The sequence below is a fragment of the Curtobacterium sp. PhB170 genome (assembly GCF_003752345.1).
Lineage (GTDB): Bacteria > Actinomycetota > Actinomycetes > Actinomycetales > Microbacteriaceae > Curtobacterium.
This window is the reverse complement of sequence record NZ_RJUM01000002.1, coordinates 17,130-38,109: the sequence shown is the minus strand read 5'-3', so window position 1 is coordinate 38,109 and position 20,980 is coordinate 17,130. Positions and strand designations below refer to the sequence as shown.

The window sequence follows — 20,980 nt, the reverse complement described above, 5'->3', positions numbered from 1 at the left end:
CACCGCACAGATCAAGTAACACCCCACGTACTCCGGCTGTGCATGGCAGACCGGAACGGCCAACGCCCCGTCGCTCGCGACGGGGCGTTGCTCGTGCGTGGAGGCGCCGGGTCAGCGAGCCCGCGCTCGGTACGCACCTGGCGCAGTTCCACAGGCGCGGGTGAAGTGCACGTAGAAACTCGACTGCGACCCGAACCCTGCGGCGTGCGCGATCTCCGACGTCGTCATGGACGTCGTCGCGAGCAACCGCTGCGCCTCGGCCACCCGGCACCGTGTCAGGTACTCGACGATCGTGGTGCCGACGTCCTGTCGGAACACCGACATCGCGTAGTGCGGGTGCAGGTGCGCGGCCGCTGCGACGTCAGCGACCTCGATCGGTTCCCGGAACCGGTCGACCACGAACCGCACCATGTCGATCACCCGGTGCATGGCATCGGCGGTGCCGTGCCCGCCGCCAGGCCGCAGGTCAACGGCGTCGCGGTGGTGCCGGAGCAGGCGACGCACGAGCGCCTGCGCCTCGAGGTTGGCGATGATCTCCGCACCGTCGTCCTCGAAGTCCCGCTGCCACGACCCGAGCATCGACTCGACGTCACGCCCGGCAGCTGCGGTCGGTACGACGACCGGGCGGTTCAGGAGCATCGCTCCGAGGTCGTGGTCGGGCAGTCCCCACGCGAGCACCTCGGCCAGCGGGATGTGCACCCAGCGGAACTCGCCCGTGCCGGTGCCGTCACCCACGAGCTGGTGCGGGGTCCAGCCCCAGAACAGTGCGATCTCGCCCGCGTGCACGCTGACCGGGGCTCCGCCGAACCGGTAGTCCAGGTGCCCGTCGAGCACCAGGTTCATCTCGAGGTCGTCGTGCCGGTGGGACGACGCCATGAGCGGGGCCGGGCCGCGGTGGCTCCAGTACGCCGCTTCCATCGTCTCCACGTCGAGCACGATGTCGAGACTACGTCAGAGCCCCTCGGTACTCGGGCGGCGATGCGAGCCCAGCGCCTCCTTGTCCCACGCCGTCACGGACGCGAGACCTCGGGCGGCACGTTCCTCATCGAGGAGCTGTTGCACCACCTGGCGCTTCGCGGCCGTGTAGGCACGACCGTCCGACGATCGCGCTGCTCGGGTCTTGACCTCCCGGTACCGCGCAACGGCGGTCGGGTCGCTGAGCAGCTTGTCCCGGAAGAGCCGTTGGTTGCATTCGTCCCACTGGTCCGAGGCGAAGGCGTGGAGGATGTGGGTCCTCGCCCCGTCGTCCCGCTCGCGGGTGTACACCCCGTGGTTCCTCAGACCGGAACGGTGCTGCGTGTAGCCCGTCGCCGCGAGCAACGGGCCGAGCGCCAACGGATCCGTGTCGACTGCGACCCGGACCGCGATGTCGATGACCGGCTTCGCTTCGAGGCCCGGGATGGCCGTGCCGCCGATGTGTTCGACCGCGAGCACGCGGTCTCCGAGCGCGGCGACGAGCCGCGACGCCTCACGCTGGTAGTCCGTCTCCCAGGAGTCGCGGTGTGCTTCCAGCTGCACCACGGCAGGCGCTCCCCCGGACCGGATCGTGGCCATCGCTGCTGGCCACATCGCGTCCAACCGCGGTCCCCACGGATCCGCCATCACGCCGCTCTTGCGGAGTTCGACCACCTCGGATGCGGGGAGCCACTTCCAGGCCATCACCTCGGCCGGAGCTGGCCGCACGGTCGAGCCGGCAGGTTCCCGCACGATGAAGAGATCCACCAGCGCAGAGTCCTCGGTGAAGCGACCGACCCACTGCAGCGCGTCGGGCGCGACGTCGAGGGAGGTCTCCTCGCGAAGTTCACGGCAGGCAGCCGCGCTCCCCGACTCGCCGGCGAGCGCGCTGCCACCGGGGAACTCCCACCCGTACGCGAACTCCTTCGTCGGAGCTCGTTGCGTGACGAGGACGGTCCCGTCGGCGCGGTGGACGCAGACCGTGACCACGAGGTGGAAGGACCCGACGGGCCAACCGCTGTCGCCTCGCCGGAACGTCGTGCCCGTCGCTCCACCGCCCGCATCGACCACGTCCCACCACTCGTCCACGTCCGCCAGCGTACGACGACCGTCGCGACCCGGGTCGTGCCAGCGGGCGACTCAAGGTCGCCGAGACCCCGCAGCGACGACGGCGACCAGACCGCTCCAGTCGGGGTGGTAGTCCTCGTCGACGGCCGCACGGCTCTCCGCGTAGACGTCGGCGACGCGCAACGCCAGGGACGGACTCAGCGCTCCGGACAGTGCCGTCTGGCTCTCGGCCGCGGCGAGGTCCGTGGCGGAGCCGAACCGGTGGTGCACCGTCCCCTCCCGCTGGTCGGCGAGGACCATGCTGTGCACGAGCGCCTCGCGGACCACCCCGAGCACGAGGTGCAGTCCGATGACGTCCGCTCCGCGCCCGAACCGTGTGGCGGCCAGTGCCAGGTCGAACCGCTGACTGTTGTCCGGAGGCTCCGGAGGAAGCTCGAGCGTCGCGCCTCGCGTCGCGAGGTCCACGCGGCGGCCGTCCGCGAGCACGAGCCGAACGTGCTGCACCCCGTCGTCGAGGGCGCTCTGCCACGCCCACGGTTCACCTCCGAGGAGTGTCCGCGCGTCGACGTCCGCAACGAGATCGAGCTCGCCGTCGAGGTCGCTCCACGGGTCCAGCTGGTCGGGCGTGAGGACGGAGCCGTACGGACGGACCGCGTCGACCGCCGGGTCCGTGCGGAGCCTCTCCAGGAGTGACTGCTGCCAGTGCATCACCGAACCCTACGAGCTCCGGCCGAGTCAGGAACGCCACAAGCAGGACCGATCCGAGGATCCTGGAACCCCACCGTCCGAAGCCGGAGGACCGCACACCCCCGCGCTTCCTACCGTCGACACATGACCAAGATCACCATCATCGGCGCCGGCGGCTTCGTCTTCCCCTTCCGTCTCATCGGCGACCTCGTCTCCTTCCCCGCCCTGCAGGACGCGACGTTGCACCTCATGGACCTCGACGCGGGCCGGGTCGCCCGCACCGCGACGGCCGCCCGCGAGCTCGTCGCCCACCACGGCCTCGGCGTCGAGGTCCTCGACACCACGGACCGGCGTGCGGCCCTGGCGGGTGCGGACGTCGTCATCATCACGTTCCAGGTCGGCGGCGTCGAGTCGTACAAGTGGGACGTCGAGATCCCGCGCAAGTACGGCATCGACCAGGCGGTCGGCGACACCGTCGGCCCGGGTGGCGTCTTCCGCTTCCTGCGGTCGGTGCGCGCGTACGAGGACATCGCCCGCGACGCGCTCGAGCTCTGCCCGGACGCCCAGTTCATCAACTACGCGAACCCGATGGCGATGGCCACGGCGTTCCTCAACGCGAAGGGGCTCCGGACGGTGGGGCTCTGCCACAGCGTGCAGGGCACGACCCGCATGCTGGCGCGCACGCTCGGCGTGCCGTACGACGAGGTCGAGTTCGTCAGCGCCGGCATCAACCACCAGGCGTGGATCCTCGAGTTCACGCGTCGCAACGGCGAGGACCTGTACCCGCGTCTGCGCGAGGTGATGACGGCGAAGCACCAGCGGGGCGTCGCGGCGTCCGACCTGCACGACGACGACGGCGACCACAGCGAGGCGGCTGCCGCGGCGAGCAACTACGAGGGCGGCAACGAGCAGGTCCGCACCCAGCTGATGCGCTCGTTCGGGTACTTCGAGACCGAGTCGAGCCACCACGCCAGCGAGTACGTGCCGTACTTCCGCAAGGACCCGGAGACGGTGCTCGAGTACATCCCGGAGCGCTGGGACTACTACGAGATCTGCCTGGCGCACGACGAGCAGGGCGACGTGGACACGCAGCTCGAGAAGCTCAAGGCCGACCTGACGCCGAGCGTCGAGTACGGCGCGAGCATCGTGAACGCGATCGTGACGGGCGTCCCCGCGGTGGTCTACGGCAACGTCCCGAACGCCACGGGCGTCATCCAGAACCTGCCGGCCGACGCCTGCGTCGAGGTCGCGTGCCTGGTCGACGGCAAGGGGGTGCAGCCGACGTCGTTCGGTGAGCTCCCGCCGCAGCTCGCCGCGATCAACCGCACGAACACGAACGTGCAGACCCTGGCGGTGCGTGCTGCGCTGACGGGCAACGTCGAGCACGTCCACCACGCGGTGGCGCTCGACCCGCTGACGGCGGCGCACCTGACGCTCGACCGCATCGCCGAGATGACCGACGAGCTCCTGCACGCCCACGCGGCGCTGCTCCCCGAGTCGTTGCGTCCGGCGGACGCGGTCACCGCTGCACCGGTGGCCGACCGGGAGGCCCGCCCCGCGCTGGTCTGAACCGTCGCGCCCGACGTGGGGTCGGGTCCAGGACGCGACCCCACGGCGGACGCGCGGCGCCCCGTGTGCGCACCCCGCGCCTCCCGGCCGACCTGAACGGCACCACGACCTCAAAGGAGAGGACCATGCCGACCCGACCATCCCCCCAGCTCGCCAGACGGGGGTTCCTCGCCCTCGCCGGCATCTCGCTGACCGGCGCACTGGCAGCGTGCGCCGGCGGCGGTACGACCGGCCGCGGCGGGACGAAGCACATCCGCCTGTCCACCTGGAACATCCCGACGGACATCACGAGCTACCAGGCGATCGCCGACGAGTTCGTCGCGGCGCACCCCGGCACGAGCGTCGCCGTCGAGGTGACCACCGGGCAGTTCCACCAGTGGTTCATCACCCGGCTCGCCGCCGACCTGGCGCCGGACGTCATCCGGATCACGCCGCAGCAGATCGGTCGGTACGCCGCGAACGGCAGCCTGGTCGACATCTCGGGCTCCGTCCCGGCGGACTACCGGCAGGACTACAGCGACCCGTTCTGGGCGATCGGCGCGCGGGACGACGGCGTGTACGGCGTCTTCCAGCACACCGACAACTTCATCACCTACTACAACCGCGACGTCATGGAGCAGATCGGCGTCACGCCACCACAGGCCCTGGCCGACGCGTGGACGTGGGACGAGTTCCTCGACGTCGCGAAGGAGGTCAAGCAGGTCACCGGCAAGTACGCGTTCGGGTACGGGTGGTCGTCGCCCGAGACGGCGTACCGGTGGCTGCCGCTGGTCCACCAGAACGGCGGTGCGTTCCTCGGCGAGGACGGTGCCACCCCGTCGATGGACACCCCGGAGGCGATCGACGCCCTGGCCTTCGGCCGGAAGTGGTACGCCGACGGACTCGCGACCACGGGCAACCTCAGCAAGAGCGGCGGCGGCGACGTCTCGCGGAACCTGTTCCTGACGGGGCAGATCGGCATGATGCTCAACAACCCGGAGTCGATCGCGCAGCTCGACACCGACATGCCGGACAACTGGGGCACGGCCCCGATGATCCGGAACGTCGGCGAGGCGAGCGACCTGGGCGGCAACGCCCTGGCCGTCACGAAGTCGAGCAAGCACCCGGAACTCGCGGCCGAGCTCGTGGCGATGATCACGTCCCGGTCGAAGATGCAGCAGTTCTGCCACGACGGCAACTGGCTGCCCGCCCGGAAGTCCCTCGACGCGAAGGACATCGGGTACGCCGCGAACACCGACACGATGCAGCGGTTCATCGACCAGGGGACGACGATCCCGCTCTCGATGGTGAAGGCCGAGAGCGGCGAGTACTTCAGCTCGCTCAACGCGGTGTTCGCCGACTACCTCGACCTCTGCCTGCTCGGGCAGCTGAGCCCGAAAGAGGCCTCGAACCAGATGATGGAGGCGATGCGCAGTGTCACTGCGAACTGAGACCGCGCCGGTCCGCACGACGGCGTCCACCGCCCCACCGACCGGTGGGCTCCCCGCTGGCGGCGGCGCCCGCCGGAGCCGGGGCCGCTTCGTCCCGTACGTGTTCATCGGCCCCGCGGCGCTGCTGTTCCTCGGCTTCTCGCTCATCCCGATCATCACGGCGATCGCGCTGAGCTTCCAGGACTCCAGCACCTCGCTCGGCGACGGCACCTGGGTCGGCGGGAAGAACTTCGGCGACATGGGCTCCGACCCACTCATCGGCACCGCGCTGCGGAACACGCTCGTGTTCACGCTCGGCACGGTGCCGACCTCGATGGCGATCGGGCTCGCCCTGGCGGTCGCCCTGAACCGGCCGCTGCCCGGGCGCTCGGTGTTCCGTGCCCTGTTCTTCGTGCCGATGGTCGCGGCCGGCGTCGTGGTGGGCGTCATCATGTCGTGGATCTTCAACGGCGACTACGGCGTCGTGAACAACCTGCTCGAAGCGCTCGGGATGGGGCGCGTGCCCTGGCTGACCGCTCCGGGGTGGGCGATGGCGACCCTGGTGGTCGTCGTGGTCTGGACCCGGATCGGGTTCTGCATGGTGATCTACCTCGGCGCGCTGCAGTCCGTGCCCGCCGAGCTCAAGGAGGCCGCCGCGATCGACGGCGCCTCGCGCTGGGTGCGGTTCCGGACCATCACGTGGCCGCTGCTCCGCCCGACGACGTCGATCCTGCTCATCCTGAACGTCGTGTTCTCGTTGCAGGCCTTCGACGTCATCTACGTGATGACCGGCGGTGGCCCCGGCTTCTCGACGACCGTGCTGATCCAGTACGTGTTCCGGTCCGCGTTCATCGATGCCCGGATGGGCTACGCCGCGGCGCTCGGACTGGTGCTCGTCGCGATCCTGCTCGTGTTCACGCTGCTCCGGCAGCGCGCCAACCGCAAGGCGGAGGAGATGCTCTGATGGCTGTACTCGAATCGCGTGTCGGTCCCGGGCGGGCCCGCCCCCGTCGCGCCGGCGTCCCTCGCCGTCGTCCCGGCCGGTGGCTGCTCGTCGCGGGGCTCACCGCCCTGGCGATCCTGATGGTGTTCCCGCTGTACTGGATGGTCGTCTCGGCGCTCACCCCCGGCGGGCAGTCGCAGAGCGGCACGTTCTCGCTGTTCCCGACGCGGCCGACGTTCGAGAACTACACGCAGGTGTTCAGCACGCAGCCGGTCTGGCGGTGGCTCGGCAACTCGGCGCTCATCACCAGCGTCGGCACCGCGTTGAGCGTCGTCGTGTCGCTGATGGCCGGGTACGCCCTCGCCAAGTTCCGGTTCACGGGCCGGGGGCTGCTGTACTCGGCGTTCCTCGTCACGATCATGATCCCGATCCAGGTCACCCTGGTGCCGAGCTTCCTGGTCGTCGCGAAGATCGGCCTGGTCGACTCCCCCTGGGCGGTGATCCTGCCGACCGTGTTCGACGTCGTCGGGATCTTCATCGCCCGGCAGTTCATGCTCGGGGTGCCGGACGCCCTGATGGAGGCCGCTCGGCTCGACGGCGCCGGCGAGTTCCAGACGTTCTTCCGAGTGGTGCTGCCCTCGTGCGGTCCCCTGGTGGGTGTGCTCGTGATCCTCGGCTTCATGACCCGGTGGAACGACTTCCTCTGGCCGCTCGTCGTGCTGCAGGGCAACGAGAACCTGACCGTGCCGGTGGCCCTGTCGACGCTGACGAACAATCCAGCGTTCAGTTCGCCGTGGGGTGCCGTGATGGCCATCGCGACGGTGACCGTGCTGCCGCTGCTCGTGGTGTTCCTGGCTTTCCAGCGCCAGTTCGTGCAGGGCATCGCCTCGACCGGCATCAAGTAGCCCGCCGGGCGGCGGCGCGACGGGAGGCACGGTGCCAGCTGGCACCGTGCCTCCCGTCCGTCGTCCGCGTCAGCGGATGATCGAGATGTTGTCCGCCTGCGGGCCCTTCTTGCCGGGGCCCACGTCGTACTGCACGTGGTCGTTCTCCTCGAGCGACCGGTAGCCGGTCGTCGCGATGATGCTGGAGAAGTGGGCGAACAGGTCCTCGGACCCGTCGTCGGGGTGGATGAAGCCGTACCCCTTGGCGTGGTCGAACCACTTCACGGTGCCGGTCGGCATGGTCGACAGCACGGCGTCAGTGGATGCGCAGTTGCGCGACCATCGGGCAGGCGAACGGGTCACGGGCAGCGAGCCCGACCCGGTTCAGGTACCGGACGACGATGCCGTAGGAGCGCAGCAGGGTGGTCTCGGTGTAGGGCACCTCGAGCGTGTCGCAGTGGTCGCGGACGAGCAGGCGGGCCTGCTTCAGCGCCGGACGGGGCATCGACGGGAACAGGTGGTGCTCGACCTGGTAGTTCAGGCCGCCCATCAGGAACGAGACCCACCAGCCACCGCGGATGTTGCGCGACGTGCGGACCTGGCGCGAGAAGAAGTCGACCTTGGCGTCGTGCGCGATGGTCGGCATGCCCTTGTGGTTCGGGGCGAACGAGGCGCCCATCATCACGCCGAACACGGCGAGCTGCACACCGAGGAACGCGCAGGCCATGCCGAACGGCAGGAACCAGAACACGACCGTCAGGTAGATGCCGAAGCGGGCGACGAGCAGCGCGGCCTCGAGCCAGCGGTGCTTGACGTCGGCCTTGGTGCCGTTGCCGGTGACGATGCTCTGCACCGCGTACCGGTGCAGGTTCAGGCCCTCGAGCGTCAGCAGCGGGAAGAACAGCCAGCCCTGGAACCGCATGAACGTCGTCATGAGCGGACCCTTGACCGCCGCGGCGTCCTCCGGCAGGAACCGGATACCGTCGGGTGCGATGTCAGGGTCCTTGCCGACGGTGTTCGGGTTGCCGTGGTGGCGGGTGTGCTTGTTCATCCACCACGAGTAGCTGAGGCCGACCAGGAACGTGCCGAGCCAGCGGCCGGCGTGGTCGTTCCACTTCTGCGAGGCGAAGACCTGGCGGTGCGCGGCTTCGTGCGACAGGAACGCGAACTGCGTGAAGATCACGCCGAGCGCGCCGGCGACGATGAGCTGGAACCAGGTGTCGCCGAGGAATGCGAACGCGACCCACGCGAGGGCGAAGATGACGATGAGTGTGCCGAACAGCGACCAGTAGAACCCGGTGCGGCGGCGGAGGAGTCCGTTCTCCTTCACCTGCGCGAGCAGGGCTGAGTAGGTCGAGGTGCCCTTGGGGCTTCCTGTTCCAGGTCGAGTGCGGGTGTAGCCCGGAGCGAGCGGAGTGGTGGTCAAGATGGACCGACCTTCCGGTGCGGACCGGCCCTTCGGCCGGTTCGAGAGAGTTCACGCGATTGCGCTTGGTGCGACCCTAGGGCCTGAAGGTGCGATTCCACCTGACAATCAGCCTGCCCTGTCCAGCGGGCGTTGTGATGGCACCTGAAGGGGGTGTGCGTCCCCACGGGCGGACGGGAGGCGCGGGTCGCCCCCGCCCCGTGCCTCCCGTCCGCCGCACGCGCCCGACCAGGGCCGTGGCCCGCGCCGTCAGGTCGCGATCCGCGCTCCGGAGCGGTGCGACTCCGTCGCGGCGTCGGCGAGCAGGAGGGCTCGCCGGCCGTCCTCGAGCGTCGCGCGCGGGCGCTCGTCGCCGCGCGTCACCGCGACGAGGTGGGCGATCTCGCCCGCGTAGGCCTCGCGGTACCGGTCGCCGTAGTGGCTGATGGCGAGGTCGCCCGCACCGACGCCGGCGGCGGTCGACGCGCTGACCGAGGTCGCGGTCCGGTTGCCGACCGCGAGCGTGCCCGCCGGCCCGGACGCCTCGAGCCGCTGGTCGTACCCGGAGGCGTTGCTCCGCGCGTCGACGATCGTGACGAGTGCCCCGCCAGCCGTGGTCAGGGTGACCATCGCACCGGAGACGTCGTCGAGTGCGGCGACCTCGGGGTCGATCACCTGGCCGACGGCGTGCACCGAGGTGACCTCGCCGCCGAGCCACCGGGCCATGTCGAGGTCGAGGATGGTCATGTCGCGGAACAGTCCGCCTGACCCGGGCACGTAGGCGATGGGCGGCGGTGCAGGGTCGCGGCTGACGATGACGAGCTGCTCGAGGGGGCCGATCTCACCGGCCACCAACCGGTCGTGCAGGGCCGCGAACGACGGGTCGAACCGACGGTTGAAGGCCACGACGACCCGGTCTGCGGCGGCGCCGACGGCCGCGATGCAGGCGTCGACCCGGGCGATGTCGAGGTCGACGGGCTTCTCGACCAGGACGGCTTTGCCACCGGCGACCGCCTGCGTGATGTGCGCGGCGTGCAGCGGGTTCGGCGACGCGATGACGACGGCGTCGATCGCCGGGTCGGCGAACGCGGCGTCGACCTCGAGGGCGGCGGCTCCGTGGCGAGCGGCGAGCGCCGGTGCTCCGGACCCACCGGCGACCGCGGACAGGACGGCGCCGTCGGTGCGGGCCACGTTGGCGGCGTGCACGGCCGCCATCTTGCCGGCGCCGATGATCGCGATGCGGACGTCGGCGGTCACGAGGCGTCGACCCGGATCGCTTCGAGCCCCTCGACCACGAGCGCGTGGTCGTCGTGCATCTCGAGGCCACTGACCCCGACCGCACCGATCAGGCGACCCTGCAGCAGGAGCGGGAACGCACCGCCGGCCGCCGCGTACTCGTTCGTGTCGAGGGCGCCGTCCTGCTCGAAGCTCCCGCCGGCGGCCAGGTAGGTCGCGCGGACGCGCAGCGACGACTGCCCGAAGTGCCGCACGACGCGGAACTTCCGCTCGAGCCAGGCGTCGTTCAACGCGGCGGCGCCCTCGGTCGCGGCGTGGAAGACCCGCTGCTCGCCGAACACGACGGCGAACCCGATGGCGTGGCCGCGGTCGATCGCCGCATGCCGGAGCCAAGAGCCGAGGCGCCACGAGTCGTCGAGGTCGAAGGACGGGAACGTCAGGCGCTGCTCCTCGGCCGCGAGGGCATCGCGTAGGGCGGTCGGGTCGAGGTCGCGGTAGTGGGCGCCGTCGGGGTGGGCCATGATCTCTCCTTCGAGGTGGTCCGGAACGGATTCTGGAACGTTCCAGAGCATCGAGCGTACCGCCCCCGACACGCCTGAGCGAACGCACAGAGCCGCCGCCAGGCACCATGGAGGGCATGGCAAGCACCACCTCCGCTCCCCCGCCCGGCCCCGTCGAGACGACGTCGAAGGTGCGGCGGTGGGTGTTCTGGCCCGCCGCCGTCCTCGTGCTCGGTTTCGTGGCGTTCACCCTGATCTCCCCGTCGAGCGCCGAGGCGATGTTCGTCGGCCTGCAGGACGGCATCGTCAAGAACTTCAGCTGGTACTACGTCCTCGTCGCCGCGTTCTTCGTCGGCTTCTCGCTGTTCGTCGGCTTCAGCAAGTTCGGCGACATCAAGCTCGGGAAGGACCAGGACGAGCCCGAGTTCTCGACCGGGTCGTGGTTCGCGCTGCTCTTCGCCGCCGGCATGGGAATCGGCCTCGTCTTCTACGGCGTCTCGGAACCCCTCAGCCACTTCGCCTCACCCCGGCCCGGTGTCACCGGCTCCGAGAACGAGCTCGCGCAGCAAGCTCTGACCCAGACGTTCCTGCACTGGGGACTCCACGCGTGGGCGATCTACGTCGTGCTCGGCCTCGCCCTGGCCTACGCCATCCACCGCCGAGGCCGTCCGGTGTCGATCCGGTGGGCGCTCGAGCCGCTGCTCGGCAACCGGGTGCGCGGCGGGTGGGGCAACCTCATCGACGTCATCGCGCTCGTCGGCACCCTGTTCGGTGTCGCGACCTCGCTCGGCCTCGGGGTCATCCAGATCGGCGCCGGGCTCGAGAGCGCTGGCATCGCCGACAGCAGCATCGTCAGCCAGATCGCCATCATCGCCGTGATCACCGCGGTGACCATCGTGTCGCTCGTGACCGGTGTCACCAAGGGCATGAAGATCCTGTCGAACTTCAACCTGCTGCTCGCCGCCGCACTGCTGCTGTTCGTGCTCATCGTCGGGCCGACCCAGTTCCTGCTCCGCGACTTCGTGCAGTCCATCGGCGCGTACCTGCAGAACATCGTCGGTCTGTCGTTCAACGTCACCGCACAGCAGGGCGCCGAGGGCGTCGCCTGGCAGGGCGCGTGGACCACCTTCTACTGGGGCTGGTGGATGTCGTGGGCGCCGTTCGTCGGCGTCTTCATCGCGCGCATCTCGAAGGGCCGAACGGTCCGCCAGTTCGTCTTCGGCGTGCTGCTCGTGCCGACCGTGCTCACCTTCCTGTGGTTCGCGGTCCTCGGCGGTGCGGCGATCCACCGCGAGACCGACGGCTCCGGCGGCCTGGTCGGCGCCGACGGTTCGGTCGACATCGAGGGGTCGCTCTTCGCCCTGCTCGGCGACCTGCCCGCCGGGGTGGTGCTGACCTACGGCGCCATCCTGCTCATCGGCGTGTTCTTCGTGACCTCGTCGGACTCCGGGTCGCTCGTGATGGCGATGATCGCGTCCGGCGGCGACATCGAGCCGAAGAACTGGCTGCGCGTCTTCTTCGCCACCGTCTCGGCACTGCTCGCCGTTGCCCTGCTGCTGAGCGGCGGGCTGAACGCTCTCAAGACGGCGGCGATCACCACGGCGTTGCCGTTCAGCGTCGTGCTGCTGCTCACCTGTTGGTCGACGATCATCGCCTTCACCCGCGAGCGGCGGGCGTACGACAAGGCCGAACGCGAGGTGCTGCTCGAACACGTCGGCGCGTACTACGGGCTCGAGGTCGAGGGGCCGTCAGAGCGCGAGCCGCGGTCCGCGTTCGGTCGGCCGTGGGCAGCCGTGAAGAAGCGCGTGCGCGGCGGGTCGGTGGCGCACCCGGCCGCCACCGCCCTCGACGACTTCCCGATCCGGACGCAGACGGTGTCACCCGACCCGGCGGTCGATGAGAGCCTGGACGACGGGCCGGACACGGAGAGCGCGCCGCGCTCGACGGACGGATGACGGAGTGGAGGCTCGTGGCGGGGTCGCCACGGGCCTCCCGTCCGTCAGCGGCGCGACCAGGGCGTCGCGCTTGCCCCGACACGAAGGGCTCAGAGCTGCTTCTCCATGCAGTAGCTCGTCGGGTCGTCGGTGTACGGCGGGAACCGCGGGACCTGGCGGTACCCGAGCGTCTCGTACAGGGCGATCGCCGCGACCTGCGGCAAACCCGTTTCCAGTTGCATCGTCGAGATGCCCCCGGCCAGCGCATGCGCTTCGAGCGCCTGGAGCAGGGCACGGCCGACCCCGAGTCCTCGGGCCTCGTCGGTGACGAACATGCGCTTGACCTCGCCGGATCCATCGCGCCGATCAACCAGTGCCGCCGTACCGACGGCCACGTCACCCTCGCGAGCGACGAACAGCGAGACCCCGTCGGCTTCCAGGGCGTCGACGTCGAGGCCGTAGTAGTTCTCGGCCGGGTACAGAGCCAGGGCGAAGGCGTCCCCCTGGCGGAGCAGGCTGAGGACGTCGTCGCTGCGAGGGCTCTCGATCTGGATGGAAGGCACGGCCGATTGTACGAGTTCAGCCGGCCGCTGGGCGTCGTCCCGCCGAGGACTGGAACCGCACCAGGTACCCGTCCGGGTCCTGCACGAGGAACTGGTCGACGCCGGCCTGCTCGCTCCCGACGGCGTACCACTTCGTCTCGGGCTGCATGAAGAGTTCGGTGCCGGCACGGATCAGGGTGGCGGCCAGCGCCCGGCTGTCGGGCACGGCGATCTGGAAGTTCACGCCTCGGCCGAGCGGGCGATCGAGCGGGCCGGTGATCCAGTTCCGACCGACGCCGGCCTGTTCGAGCATGATGTGGGCAGTGCCGAGGGCGATGTAGGCGAAGCGCTCCTCGGGCCGCGAGTAGCGGACCTCGAAGCCGCACAGGTCGCGCCAGAACGCGAGGCTCCGGTCCAGGTCGGCGACGAGGAGTTCGGGGACGAGTGCGGGCTCGGGGGTCATGCTCACCGGAACACGTCGAGGTGCGGTGTCGCGCCGGGATCGGCCATCTGCGCTTCAGTCTCGCGCACCAACTCGTCGACGCGAGCTCCCCACTTGCGCATGAAGACCACGCGGACGATGCCGATGACGGCCCACAACGCTGCGACGACCCCGCGCCCGATGCCCTCCGGGTCTCCCTGCAAGACCTCCGGCACGGCGAGCGCGGCCCACAGGATGCCCAGGCTGATCCAGACCCAACCGGTGACTGCGCCCTGCGACGTCTGGCGGCGCAGGAAGCGCATCCGGATCGCTACCGGGACACCGGTCGGGTCGGCGCCACCGCGCAGCCACCGGTTCATCGCCCGGTACGAGCCGTAGCCACCGAGGCGCGACCAGCTGCTCAGGATGAGCGCGACACCGCCTGCGGCGAGGACGGCCACGACGACGAGGACGACCATGTGGGACATCTCCGGGAAGTCGAGGCCGACCAGCATCAGCCACAGCCCCACGAACACGGCAGGGGTGCCGAGGAGCTGCGCCCACCCGATGGCGTCGAGTTGTCTGATGCTCACCATTGCACTCTACGCATGCCCACTACCGCCGTCAGATGGGGGACAGGCCGCGCCGCACGCTCGCGCCAGCCACGCCCGGGGCACCTCCCCGAGGTTCCATGACATGCCGCGTGCACGTTGCCGAGGTTCCACGGGCAGGCTCCGCGGCGCGTGAGATGCCCGAATATTGGAACCTCGGCGCGCTCACCAACCCGGCACGGCCACCCGCACCGCGCTGATCCGCCCCGCACGCGTCTGCGCCGTCGTCGCCGGGTCGTAGCTGTCCGCCGTCGCCAGGTAGAGCGTGCGGCCGTCCTCGCCCCCGAGCGCGCAGTCGATCGCGCACAGCCCCGGGGCATCGATCCGGTCCGTGACCTCGCCGCCCTCGAGGACCCGGAGGAACTCCCCCGTGTCGACGGAGCAGACCCAGACGGCGCCGTCGCGGTCGACCGTGCTGCCGTCCGGCGTGACGCCACCGGGCAGCGCTGCCCACTCGCGCCGGCCGGTCAGCGACCCGTCGGGCTCGATGTCGAACGCGGTGAGCCGGCCGCCCCACGTCTCGCTCACCACGAGGGTCCGGGTGCCGGGCAGGACGTTCGCGCTGTTCGGGAACACCAGCCCCTCGGCGGCGAGGCGGAACGAGCCGTCCTGCTCGATCACGTACAGCGGACCAGGGCGGAGCTCCTCGCCGCCGTACAGGTCGTAGCCGAAGGCCCCGATGTAGGTGCGGCCGGTCGCCTCGTCGACGACGAGGTCGTTCACGAGCGACGACTCCTCGCCGGACAGGTCGGCGAACACCGACGCCTCGCCACGATCGTCGACGGCGACGACCGTGCGGGACTCCATCGAGCTGACGACGAGTCGCCCGTCGGCGAGCCACCCGAGCCCCGACGACTGGCCCTCGACCGTGGTCTCCAGGCGCGGAGCCGCGGTCGAGGTCGGGTCCATCGAGAAGACCTCGCCGGTGTGCATGTCCGAGTACCAGAGCCGCCCGTCGTGCCAGCGGTTGCCCTCGGGGAAGCGGATGTCAGTGACGACGTCGGTCGCGGAGTCCAGAGTGATGTGCACCGATCCACCCTGCCAGCCGGACCCCCGCGCCACCCGGTGGTCTGGCACGATCGACCCATGCCCCTCGACGGAACTCCCCTGGAACGGCTCGGCTTCCTGACGATCGGGTCGTTCGACCCCGCCCGACCGTCCGAGGGCCACGAGGACACGCTCCGGGTCATCGAGCGCGCGGAAGCGCTCGGCTTCGACAGCGCGTGGCTTCGGCATCGGCACCTGCAGCACGGCATCTCCTCCCCCGTCGCGGTGATGGCCGCGGCGTCGCAGCGGACCTCGCGGATCGAACTCGGCACCGCCGTCACCCCGATCGGTGCCGAGAACCCGTTCCGGCTCGCCGAGGACCTCGGCACGGTCGACGTGCTGCTGGGCGGACGGCTGAACCCCGGCTTCTCGGTCGGCACCCCGATGAACTTCGACCTCTACAAGGACGCGATCTACCCCGACACCGCCGAACACGAGGACCTCGGCCACGACCGGCTCCTGCGCTTCCGTGCCCTCGTGCGCGGAGAAGCGGTGACCGGAACCGGAACCGCAACCGGCACCGTCGAACGCCGATGGATCGAGGAGTTCGCGAACACCGTCCAGCCGCACAGCACCGGCCTCGCCGACCGCATCTGGTACGGCACGGGCAGCACGAAGTCGGCGGTCTGGGCCGGCGAGAACGGCTTCCACCTGCTCACCTCGAGCGTCACGCGCAGCGAGGTCGGCACGGACTTCGCCACCAACCAGCGCGCACAGATCGACGCCTACCTCGACGTCCACCCCGATCCCAGCAACGCCCGGGTCTCGCAGGGCCTGGTCGTCATCCCGACCGACACGGCGAGCCGCGAGCAGGAGGCCCGCTACCGCGCCTACGTCGAGAGCCGCTCGGGCCGCGTGGGCGTGCCGATGGGGCCCGCGGGGATGCTCTTCGCCGCCGACCTCGTGGGGACCTCGGCCGAGATCGCGGACCGGTTGCGCGCCGACGCCGGCTACCAGGCGGTCACCGAGGTCGCCTTCGCGCTGCCGTTCTCGTTCGAGCCGGACGACTACGCGCAGATCACCACGGACATCGCCGAGCACCTGGGTCCGCAACTCGGCTGGGCGCCGCGACCGGCGGCCTGAGAACGGCGCCAGACCGCCGGACGGGAGGCACGTGGCCAGCTCTCGCTGTGCCTCCCGTCCGCTTTTCGGTCGCGCCCAGGGCGCGTGATCAGTCCTGCTGGTCCGCCTCCACCGCATCCTGCAACCGCTCGAGCACGTCCGGCACCGCCGAGCGCACCCGGCTCCAGCTCGGGATGAACGGCTTGTCGTCCGGGCGCGCGCTGAAGGCGCCGCCGGCGTCGAGGATCGCCTTGGTGAAGAGCTCGACGGCCGCTTCTTCGGCGTGCTGGTCGAAGCCGAGCCCGCTCATCTCCGCTTCGTGCCGGTAGACCTCGACGATGTCGAGGGCGTTCCGGTAGTAGGTCGCCTTGAGCACCCGGAACGAGTCCGAGGTGAGCGGGACGCCCATCGTCGCGAGCTTCCGGAGCAGCGACTGCACGATGTCGTTGCCCATGCGGGCGAGTCCGCCGGTGCCGTCGGCCTCGGCGAGGGGCTGGTGCTTGTGGTCGTAGGCGTCGGCGATCTCCACCTGGCACACCTGCCGGGTCGCGTAGTCGCGGTAGACCTCGGACAGCATGCCGATCTCGAGGCCCCAGTCCCCCGGGATCTTCAGGCCGTTCAGCACGTGCGCGCGCATCGCGAACTCGCCGGACAGCGGGTACCGGAAGCTGCTGAGGTACTCCAGGTACTCGGACTCCCCGTAGACCTGGCGGAGCGACCGGAGCAGCGGGCCGACGAGCAGCCGTCCGACGCGACCGTTGATCCGGCCGTCGGCGACGCGGGCGTAGAAGCCCTTCGAGAACTCGTAGTCGAACGCCGGGTTCGCGACCGGGTAGAACAGCCGCGCGAGCATGCCCCGCTCGTACGTGGTGATGTCGCAGTCGTGCAGGGCGATGCACTCCGCACGCTCCGACGCGAGGGCGTAGCCCGTGCAGTACCAGACGTTCCGGCCCTTGCCCGGCTCGCCGGGAGCCAACCCCTCGCGCTCCAGCTCGGCGTCGAGTTCCCGCAGCCGCGGTCCGTCGTTCCACAGGATGCGGTGCCGCTGCGGCAGCCGCGCGAAGAACTCCCGCGCGTGCTCGAACTGCGAGCGGTCGGCGCGGTCCAGCCCGATCACGATCTCGCTGAGCCAGTCGGCCTCGGCGAGCTCGTCGACGATCCGTGAGAGCGCCGGGCGTTCGAGCTCCGAGTACAGAGCCGGCAGGATCAGGCTCATCGGGCGCTTCTCGGCGAAGCCCCGCAGGTCGTCCTCGATGCTCGCGGTGCTGCGGCGGCCGAGGTCGTGGAACGTCGTGATGACGCCGTTCTGGTGGAAGTCGCTCATCGGTGGCTCCTGAGTTGCTGTTCGCGGTGCTGTTCGCGGTGCTGCTCGAGGTGGTGTTCGAGGTGGTGTCCGAGGCCTTCGCTCCAGCCGAGCGGGCCGGGGTGCGTCGTGCGGTACACGCGCTCGGGTCGGTCGTCGGCGAACGGGCCCGGCGCCGGGCCGTGGCCGCGGACGACGACCGCCAGGTCGACGGCGTCGAGCAGCGCGGTGTCGTTCGGGCCGTCGCCGAGCCCGATCGTGCACGGAGCGGTGCCGGTGCGGCGTTCGTGGTCGGCGACGAGCAGACGGACCGCGGTGCCCTTGTCGCATCCGGCGGGCAGGACGTGCCAGAAGCGGCCGCCGCGAACGAGGTCGAGGCCGGCCGCGGCGAGCGCCTCGCGGAACGCGTCGGCGCGGTCGTCGTCCTCGGCGTGCCAGAGCAGGACCTCGGAGGCTTCGCGCCGCCGAGCATCGCCGGCCGCGGCGAGGTCGAGTCCGGTCCAGGCGGCGACGACCTCGTCGGTCTCGCCGCCGAAGGTCGCGAAGTGCAGGTCCAGGTCCGCACGGGTGCGGTCGAGGGCTGCGCGGAGACGCGCGAGGTCGGCGTCCGCGGGGCCGGCGCCGGCGTCGGGGATCCCGTTGCCGTCGGGTCCCACGACGATCGCCCCGTTCTCCGCGACGAACGCCTGCCCGTCCAGACCGGTCCGCCGCTGCAGGGCGGTGATCTCGGCCCGGGTCTTGCTGCTGCAGAACACCACGGGTACGTCGTCCGCACGCAGCCGCTCGAGCATCGGCAGGGCAGCGTCGTAGGAGTAGTCGTGGTGGTCGAGGAACGTCCCGTCGAGGTCCGTGACGACCATCAGGTCGGGTGGTGGCATCGTGCTCCGCTCGCGGCTTGGTGGGCTGCGGGCGACGGTGCCCCGGACCACCCTGCCATGTGCAGGAGTCCGGTTGGTGAACAGGGGCGGCTCGGTTCCGTGGTGCGCACTGCGCGTAGGTCGCTCGATTCGACGTGGGGCGCCGGGCACCCCGAGCTCATGACCGATCCCCAGCCGAAGGGGATGACCGACTTCCAGAAGTCGCTCCTGGAGAACCCGCAGTGGACACTGTGAACGTGAACCAACGAATCCGTGGCACCGCCCGCACCAGCATCGGCGTCGCCCTCATCCTGACGGCGGCACTGACCGTGGCCGGCTGCAGCAACACCCCCGGAGGCAAGACAGTGGACCCGTCCGAAGCGAAGAAGTCGATCGTCGACGCCGTGAAGGAGTCCACCGACGCGGTCGGCGGCGAGTGGACCGTGTACCGCGGCCCGGCCGCCGAGGTCTGCACCCGGTCGGGCGGTGGGGATGGCGCCCGTTTCGTGTACATCCTGGAGCGGAGCGACACCGACGGCACTGACCCCGCCGCCGACATCGGGACGGTCGAGGAGCTCTGGAAGTCGAAGGGGATCACGACGGAGCGGTTCGAGAGCGGCGGTTCGGACCCGCTCACCGGCATCCGGGGCGCGGACGGGCCCGTCACCTCGATCGGCTTCAACGCGTACCCGCAGCGGTACAGCATCACCGGGGTCTCGAAGTGCTCGGACGGCGACGTGAAGGACCTGCGCAGCGCCGAATGAGGCGGGCGCCTCGATCCGCTGATCGCCCGGTGACACCCGCCCTGACGGGAGGCCCGGTGCCAGCTGGCACCGGGCCTCCCGTCCCGCTCGTGGGGACGTCTACCGAGACACGCCGTCCACGGATCGGTCCTGGCGCCCGGCTGCGCGTTCGATCGGCGACGGATCTCCGAGCAGTCGTCGGGTCCAGTCCGCGAGGGCCGCGGTCGCGGTCCTCGAGATCGCGGCGTCGGGCACCATGCTCGTGAACCCGTGGAAGGCACCGGGCCAGACGTGGAGCTCCGCGTCGACTCCCGCTGCCCAGAGGCGGCTCGCGAAGGCGACGTCCTCGTCGCGGAAGACCTCAGCACTGCCGCAGTCGATGTAGGTCTTCGGCAGCGCGGACAGGTCTGCAGCACGAGCCGGAGCGGCGTACTCGGAGACGTCAGCCGTGGCACGGCGCGGTCCGAGGTACGCGTCCCACGCGAATCGGTTCATCTGGCGGTCGGCGACCCCGACGCCGTCGATCTGCCGGGTCGAGACGGTGTCGTCACGGTCGTCGAGCATGGGTGCGACGAGGATCTCTGCCATCAGGTCGGGACCCTGCCGGTCACGGGCGAGCAGGGCTGTCCCCACGGCGAGTCCTCCGCCGGCGCTCTGCCCCGCGATGACGATCCGTGACGGGTCGATGCCGAGCGAGTCCGCGTGCGCCGCCACCCAGACGAGACCGGCGTAGCAGTCCTCCACCGGGTACGGATCGGGGTACTCGGGTGCGAGGCGGTAGTCGACGCTGACGAGGACCACGTCGTGGTCGAGCAGCCAGTCGTCGAACGAGTCGAGGTTCCCGAGGTGGTGGCCGAACACCATGCCCCCGCCGTGGATCGAGTAGACGGCCGCGGTCGCACCGGCCGCACCGGTGCGCTCGACGCGGTCGATGATCGCGAGGTCGATGGGGTCGCCGAGGTACCCCGGAACCGTGACGTTCCGCCGCTGGTACCCGCGGGACCGCAGGCGCTCGTCGAGGACGTCCACGGGCACGTCGAGCTGCCGCATGCGGGGCAGCATCTCCGCGGTGAGGGTGAACGGACCGCGGGCCTCGAGCGCCGTCAGAAAGGTCGCGAGTTCGGGGTCGAACGGCGGGCGGACGATGGTGTCGGACACGGGCACACTCCTTCGATGAAGAAGTGACGACTCCTGTGAGACGCGTGTGCGGTCCCGTCTGCCGGAGCAGCGCGGGATTTTTTCCCTCTGCGGACGACAGTAGTGCATCCGAGCACGACGCAGCTCAGTCGTGCGCGTCGTACCTGAGGTAGACGATCGTGTGCCCGCTCGAGGCACCGGAGAACAGGGCGACCTTGCCGCTGATCTGCCCACTGGGGGCGTCGGCCCCCTGGCTGGTGAGCGCCGCGGACGCACGCTGGGTGAGCTCAGCGGGGTCGCTCTCCCGAAGGGTCGGCGGCTCGGTGCCGTCGGGAAGGCGCACCAGTGCCGACATGAAGTCGCGGTCGCGGGAAGCCTTGGACTCGATCAGGGTCGATCCCTCCGGCAGAGTGACGCCGGTCCTGCTCTCGACGGTCGCCAAGGGTGTCCCGGTGCAGAGTCCGATGCGCATGCAGTCGCCGAGCCGCCCGGTGTGGCCGACGTAGGTCTGGAGGGCGATCACAGCAGCGGCGACGACTGCGAACAACAGTGCGACCAGTGCCACGAGCGCGACGATCAGGCGCGGGAGTGGGGCTTGCGCGGAGTGCATGTGGCGGCACGCTACCGGAGCGATCTCGACGCCGGCTGCACCGGAGCGGAAGGCTCTT

General features: G+C 70.4%; 23 protein-coding genes. 8 read left to right on the top strand and 15 right to left on the bottom strand.

What is annotated here, in order from left to right; genetic code table 11:
* Positions 1–111: 111 nt before the first annotated feature.
* The 3 genes from EDF40_RS00440 to EDF40_RS00430 are packed head-to-tail and all read right to left on the bottom strand — an operon-like array spanning position 112 to position 2,730.
* The gene (locus EDF40_RS00440; protein ID WP_123338428.1) at positions 112–936 is read right to left on the bottom strand and encodes a helix-turn-helix domain-containing protein; all 825 of its coding nucleotides are present in this window, start codon (positions 934–936) and stop codon (positions 112–114) included.
* 15 nt (positions 937–951) lie between these two features.
* The gene (locus EDF40_RS00435; RefSeq protein WP_123338429.1) at positions 952–2,043 is read right to left on the bottom strand and encodes a GrpB family protein; all 1,092 of its coding nucleotides are present in this window, start codon (positions 2,041–2,043) and stop codon (positions 952–954) included.
* A gap of 51 nt (positions 2,044–2,094) precedes the next feature.
* Entirely contained in the window at positions 2,095–2,730 is a 636-nt protein-coding gene (locus tag EDF40_RS00430) for a hypothetical protein (protein WP_123353863.1), read from the bottom strand.
* Positions 2,731–2,853: 123 nt separating this feature from the next.
* Here EDF40_RS00430 and melA point away from each other — a divergent pair, with 123 nt between their 5' ends.
* The 4 genes from melA to EDF40_RS00410 all read left to right on the top strand — a co-directional run bounded on the left by melA (position 2,854) and on the right by EDF40_RS00410 (position 7,535).
* Positions 2,854–4,278, top strand: coding sequence for an alpha-galactosidase (gene melA, locus EDF40_RS00425; RefSeq protein ID WP_123338431.1), 1,425 nt, complete (start codon positions 2,854–2,856; stop codon positions 4,276–4,278).
* Between the two features lie 125 nt (positions 4,279–4,403).
* Complete coding sequence (locus tag EDF40_RS00420) at positions 4,404–5,708, top strand: sugar ABC transporter substrate-binding protein (RefSeq protein WP_243698142.1); 1,305 nt, start codon at positions 4,404–4,406, stop codon at positions 5,706–5,708.
* On the top strand, positions 5,692–6,651 hold the full coding sequence (locus EDF40_RS00415) for a carbohydrate ABC transporter permease (RefSeq protein WP_123338432.1): 960 nt from the start codon (positions 5,692–5,694) through the stop codon (positions 6,649–6,651). Before EDF40_RS00420 ends, EDF40_RS00415 begins: the two co-directional genes overlap by 17 nt.
* On the top strand, positions 6,651–7,535 hold the full coding sequence (locus EDF40_RS00410) for a carbohydrate ABC transporter permease (protein WP_260212482.1): 885 nt from the start codon (positions 6,651–6,653) through the stop codon (positions 7,533–7,535). The genes EDF40_RS00415 and EDF40_RS00410 overlap by 1 nt, the downstream gene beginning before the upstream one ends.
* A 69-nt stretch (positions 7,536–7,604) precedes the next feature.
* On the opposite strand, the gene EDF40_RS00405 is transcribed toward EDF40_RS00410, so the two are convergent.
* The 4 genes from EDF40_RS00405 to EDF40_RS00390 all read right to left on the bottom strand — a co-directional run bounded on the left by EDF40_RS00405 (position 7,605) and on the right by EDF40_RS00390 (position 10,676).
* The gene (locus EDF40_RS00405; RefSeq protein WP_111086735.1) at positions 7,605–7,814 is read right to left on the bottom strand and encodes a cold-shock protein; all 210 of its coding nucleotides are present in this window, start codon (positions 7,812–7,814) and stop codon (positions 7,605–7,607) included.
* A 16-nt stretch (positions 7,815–7,830) separates the two neighbouring features.
* Positions 7,831–8,940: an acyl-CoA desaturase gene (locus tag EDF40_RS00400; protein WP_123338433.1), complete on the bottom strand. Its 1,110-nt coding sequence runs from the start codon at positions 8,938–8,940 to the stop codon at positions 7,831–7,833.
* A 249-nt stretch (positions 8,941–9,189) separates the two neighbouring features.
* Positions 9,190–10,176 carry a Gfo/Idh/MocA family oxidoreductase gene (locus EDF40_RS00395; protein WP_260212483.1) on the bottom strand — a complete coding sequence of 329 codons (987 nt, stop codon included), beginning with the start codon at positions 10,174–10,176 and terminating at the stop codon, positions 9,190–9,192.
* Positions 10,173–10,676: a heme-degrading domain-containing protein gene (locus EDF40_RS00390; protein ID WP_123338434.1), complete on the bottom strand. Its 504-nt coding sequence runs from the start codon at positions 10,674–10,676 to the stop codon at positions 10,173–10,175. Before EDF40_RS00390 ends, EDF40_RS00395 begins: the two co-directional genes overlap by 4 nt.
* Positions 10,677–10,783: 107 nt before the next feature.
* Here EDF40_RS00390 and EDF40_RS00385 point away from each other — a divergent pair, with 107 nt between their 5' ends.
* A complete protein-coding gene (locus EDF40_RS00385; protein ID WP_395863308.1) occupies positions 10,784–12,610 on the top strand; it encodes a BCCT family transporter in 1,827 nt (608 codons plus the stop codon).
* A gap of 89 nt (positions 12,611–12,699) precedes the next feature.
* Here EDF40_RS00385 and EDF40_RS00380 read toward each other — a convergent pair whose 3' ends face one another.
* The 4 genes from EDF40_RS00380 to EDF40_RS00365 all read right to left on the bottom strand — a co-directional run bounded on the left by EDF40_RS00380 (position 12,700) and on the right by EDF40_RS00365 (position 15,192).
* Positions 12,700–13,152, bottom strand: a complete 453-nt coding sequence (locus EDF40_RS00380; protein WP_123338435.1) for a GNAT family N-acetyltransferase — start codon at positions 13,150–13,152, stop codon at positions 12,700–12,702.
* A 16-nt stretch (positions 13,153–13,168) separates the two neighbouring features.
* A complete protein-coding gene (locus EDF40_RS00375; RefSeq protein ID WP_123338436.1) occupies positions 13,169–13,594 on the bottom strand; it encodes a VOC family protein in 426 nt (141 codons plus the stop codon).
* A gap of 2 nt (positions 13,595–13,596) precedes the next feature.
* Entirely contained in the window at positions 13,597–14,145 is a 549-nt protein-coding gene (locus EDF40_RS00370; RefSeq protein ID WP_148053757.1) for a hypothetical protein, read from the bottom strand.
* Positions 14,146–14,328: 183 nt separating this feature from the next.
* Positions 14,329–15,192 (bottom strand): SMP-30/gluconolactonase/LRE family protein, encoded by an 864-nt coding sequence (locus EDF40_RS00365; RefSeq protein WP_185002590.1) that lies wholly within the window; start codon positions 15,190–15,192, stop codon positions 14,329–14,331.
* Between the two features lie 57 nt (positions 15,193–15,249).
* On the opposite strand from EDF40_RS00365, the gene EDF40_RS00360 reads away from it, so the two are divergent.
* Positions 15,250–16,293 (top strand): LLM class flavin-dependent oxidoreductase, encoded by a 1,044-nt coding sequence (locus EDF40_RS00360; RefSeq protein WP_123338438.1) that lies wholly within the window; start codon positions 15,250–15,252, stop codon positions 16,291–16,293.
* Positions 16,294–16,381: 88 nt separating this feature from the next.
* On the opposite strand, the gene EDF40_RS00355 is transcribed toward EDF40_RS00360, so the two are convergent.
* Positions 16,382–17,596 (bottom strand): glycosyl transferase, encoded by a 1,215-nt coding sequence (locus tag EDF40_RS00355; RefSeq protein WP_123338439.1) that lies wholly within the window; start codon positions 17,594–17,596, stop codon positions 16,382–16,384.
* Positions 17,593–18,453, bottom strand: a complete 861-nt coding sequence (locus tag EDF40_RS00350) for a mannosyl-3-phosphoglycerate phosphatase (protein WP_123338440.1) — start codon at positions 18,451–18,453, stop codon at positions 17,593–17,595. The genes EDF40_RS00355 and EDF40_RS00350 overlap by 4 nt, the downstream gene beginning before the upstream one ends.
* A 102-nt stretch (positions 18,454–18,555) precedes the next feature.
* Between EDF40_RS00350 and EDF40_RS19430 the strand changes: the two genes are divergently transcribed.
* Both EDF40_RS19430 and EDF40_RS00345 read left to right on the top strand, forming a co-directional pair.
* Positions 18,556–18,687, top strand: coding sequence for a hypothetical protein (locus EDF40_RS19430; RefSeq protein ID WP_260212485.1), 132 nt, complete (start codon positions 18,556–18,558; stop codon positions 18,685–18,687).
* 2 nt (positions 18,688–18,689) lie between these two features.
* A complete protein-coding gene (locus EDF40_RS00345; protein ID WP_148053758.1) occupies positions 18,690–19,196 on the top strand; it encodes a hypothetical protein in 507 nt (168 codons plus the stop codon).
* A gap of 99 nt (positions 19,197–19,295) precedes the next feature.
* On the opposite strand, the gene EDF40_RS00340 is transcribed toward EDF40_RS00345, so the two are convergent.
* Both EDF40_RS00340 and EDF40_RS00335 read right to left on the bottom strand, forming a co-directional pair.
* Positions 19,296–20,333 (bottom strand): alpha/beta hydrolase, encoded by a 1,038-nt coding sequence (locus EDF40_RS00340; RefSeq protein WP_123338466.1) that lies wholly within the window; start codon positions 20,331–20,333, stop codon positions 19,296–19,298.
* A gap of 124 nt (positions 20,334–20,457) precedes the next feature.
* A complete protein-coding gene (locus EDF40_RS00335) occupies positions 20,458–20,922 on the bottom strand; it encodes a hypothetical protein (protein WP_123338442.1) in 465 nt (154 codons plus the stop codon).
* Positions 20,923–20,980: the final 58 nt, after the last annotated feature.

Bases quoted from the DNA above. Each gene is read 5' to 3' on its own strand.
- EDF40_RS00430 (WP_123353863.1), bottom strand. From the start codon at position 2,730: ATGCACTGGCAGCAGTCACTCCTGGAGAGGCTCCGCACGGACCCGGCG.
- melA (WP_123338431.1), top strand. From the start codon at position 2,854: ATGACCAAGATCACCATCATCGGCGCCGGCGGCTTCGTCTTCCCCTTC.
- EDF40_RS00420 (WP_243698142.1), top strand. From the start codon at position 4,404: ATGCCGACCCGACCATCCCCCCAGCTCGCCAGACGGGGGTTCCTCGCC.
- EDF40_RS00410 (WP_260212482.1), top strand. From the start codon at position 6,651: ATGGCTGTACTCGAATCGCGTGTCGGTCCCGGGCGGGCCCGCCCCCGT.
- EDF40_RS00405 (WP_111086735.1), bottom strand. From the start codon at position 7,814: ATGCCGACCGGCACCGTGAAGTGGTTCGACCACGCCAAGGGGTACGGC.
- EDF40_RS00390 (WP_123338434.1), bottom strand. From the start codon at position 10,676: ATGGCCCACCCCGACGGCGCCCACTACCGCGACCTCGACCCGACCGCC.
- EDF40_RS00385 (WP_395863308.1), top strand. From the start codon at position 10,784: ATGGAGGGCATGGCAAGCACCACCTCCGCTCCCCCGCCCGGCCCCGTC.
- EDF40_RS00375 (WP_123338436.1), bottom strand. From the start codon at position 13,594: ATGACCCCCGAGCCCGCACTCGTCCCCGAACTCCTCGTCGCCGACCTG.
- EDF40_RS00360 (WP_123338438.1), top strand. From the start codon at position 15,250: ATGCCCCTCGACGGAACTCCCCTGGAACGGCTCGGCTTCCTGACGATC.
- EDF40_RS00355 (WP_123338439.1), bottom strand. From the start codon at position 17,596: ATGAGCGACTTCCACCAGAACGGCGTCATCACGACGTTCCACGACCTC.
- EDF40_RS00350 (WP_123338440.1), bottom strand. From the start codon at position 18,453: ATGCCACCACCCGACCTGATGGTCGTCACGGACCTCGACGGGACGTTC.
- EDF40_RS00335 (WP_123338442.1), bottom strand. From the start codon at position 20,922: ATGCACTCCGCGCAAGCCCCACTCCCGCGCCTGATCGTCGCGCTCGTG.